The sequence below is a fragment of the Xenophilus sp. genome (assembly GCF_044462705.1).
In the GTDB taxonomy this organism is placed as follows: domain Bacteria; phylum Pseudomonadota; class Gammaproteobacteria; order Burkholderiales; family Burkholderiaceae_C; genus Xenophilus; species Xenophilus azovorans.
This window is the reverse complement of sequence record NZ_JBIQNC010000364.1, coordinates 1-2210: the sequence shown is the minus strand read 5'-3', so window position 1 is coordinate 2210 and position 2210 is coordinate 1. Positions and strand designations below refer to the sequence as shown.

Below are 2210 nucleotides of genomic sequence, written 5' to 3'. Positions count from 1 at the left end.
CCCAGAGGCCGCTCGGGCTACCCGAGCCGGTCCGAGGCTTAAAGATACAAGGCTGGCGGCGCGGTCATTCCACGGGCGCGCAGGGTCGGGGACGAATGGCTCCGCAGGCGGGATTCATCCGGGTTTTCTCCACATCTGATCGAGCGGCCGGGGCACCCCCGGCCCGAAGGCGACAGCCATGCAATTTCATCTGAACGGATTCAAGCCGGGCGACCCGCGGGTCGCCGAAGCCTCGGCACAGGCACTGCCGCATACGGACGCGGTGCCCGCGCAGGTGGACGTGCTGATCGTGGGCTGCGGCCCGGCGGGCCTGACGCTGGCCGCGCAGCTGGCCGCCTTCCCCGACATCGCCACCTGCATCGTCGAGGCCAAGGAAGGCCCGCTGCAACTGGGCCAGGCCGACGGCATCGCCTGCCGCACCATGGAGATGTTCGAGGCCTTCGGCTTCGCCGACCACGTGCTCCGGGAGGCGTGCTGGATCAACGAGGTGACCTTCTGGAAGCCCGACGAGGCGCAGCCGGCGCGCATCGTGCGCCACGGCCGCGTGCAGGACACCGAGGACGGCCTGTCGGAATTCCCCCACGTGGTGCTCAACCAGGCCCGCGTGCACGACTTCTACCTGGAGTGCATGCGCAACGCGCCTGCCCGGCTGGAGCCCTACTACGCGCGCAGCGTGGTGGACGTGTCGGTCGACCCCGCTGCCGCGGACCATCCCGTCACGGTGCGCCTGGCGCGCACGGATGCGGCCCATGCAGGCCAGGAGGAAACGATTCGGGCGCGCTACGTCGTCGGCTGCGACGGCGCGCGCAGCACGGTGCGCCGCAGCATCGGCCGCCAGCTGGCGGGCGACTCGGCCAACCAGGCCTGGGGCGTGATGGACGTCCTGGCCGTGACCGACTTTCCCGACATCCGCTTCAAGTCGGCGGTGCAGTCCGAACACGGCAACCTGCTGGTCATCCCGCGCGAGGGCGGCTACCTGGTGCGCCTGTACGTGGAGATGGACAAGCTCGGCGAGGACGAACGGGTGGCCCACCGCGGCATCACGCTGGAGCGGCTCGTCGATGCGGCCCGGCGCATCCTGCACCCCTACACGCTGGAGGTGAAGGACGTGCCCTGGTGGTCGGTCTACGAGATCGGCCAGCGCATCTGCGACAAGTACGACGACGTGCCGGCGCAGGAGATGGATTGGCGGCTGCCGCGCGTGTTCATCGCCGGCGATGCGTGCCACACGCACAGCCCCAAGGCCGGCCAGGGCATGAACTTCTCGATGCAGGACAGCTTCAACCTCGGCTGGAAGCTCGCCGCGGTGCTGCGCGGGCAGTGCGCGCCGCAGCTGCTGCACACCTATTCCAGCGAGCGCCAGGTGGTGGCCCGGCAACTGATCGACTTCGACCGCGAGTGGGCCAGGATGTTCAGCGACCGGCCCAGGTCCGGCGCCGGGGAGGCGTCGGAAGGCGTCGACCCGAAGGCGTTCCAACGCTACTTCCAGCAGCACGGGCGCTTCACGGCGGGCGTGGGAACGCACTACGGCCCGTCCATCGTCCGCGGGCCCGACGCGCACCAGCACCTGGCTGCCGGCTTCGTGATCGGCACCCGCTTTCACTCGGCGCCGGTGGTGCGGATCACGGACGCCCGCCCGCTGCACCTGGGGCACGTGGCCCGCGCCGACGGGCGCTGGCGGCTGTATGCCTTCGCGGGCCGGAACGATCCTGCTGACGGGCAGGCCGGCGTGCGGGGCCTGTGCGGCTTTCTCGAGGGCTCGGCCGATTCGCCGGTGCGCCGATACACCCGGGATGACCAGGATATCGACGCGGTGTTCGATCTGCGGGCGGTCTTCCAGCAGCGCCACGACGAACTGGCGATCGAGTCCATGCCGGCATTGCTCAGGCCGCGCAAGGGGTGCCACGGGCTGGTCGACTACGAGAAGGTCTTCTGCACAGACCGCAGGAGCGGCCAGGACGTCTTCGCGCTGCGTGGCATCGACCGGGAGCGCGGTGCGCTGGTGGTGGTCCGCCCCGACCAGTATGTCGCTCACGTGCTGCCGCTGGACGCGCATGCTGCTCTGGCGGAGTTCTTCGGTAGATTCATGCGATGAGGCGTTGACGGCGGATCCGGCGGAACAGTCCGTGAGACAGTCGTCAATAAATGTGTCTTGGTGACGGCCGCCGATAGAATCGCGCGCCGTGATGACCTATCGCTTTTCCATCCCG

The 2210-nt window shown here is 69.3% G+C and carries 1 protein-coding gene; it reads left to right on the top strand.

What is annotated here, in order from left to right:
• Positions 1-178 precede the first annotated feature (178 nt).
• Entirely contained in the window at positions 179-2095 is a 1917-nt protein-coding gene (locus ACIY1X_RS26165) for an FAD-binding monooxygenase (protein WP_399686522.1), read from the top strand.
• The last annotated feature ends 115 nt before the right edge of the window (positions 2096-2210 follow it).

Coding starts and splice junctions, on each gene's coding strand:
- ACIY1X_RS26165 (WP_399686522.1), top strand. CDS start 179: ATGCAATTTCATCTGAACGGATTCAAGCCGGGCGACCCGCGGGTCGCC.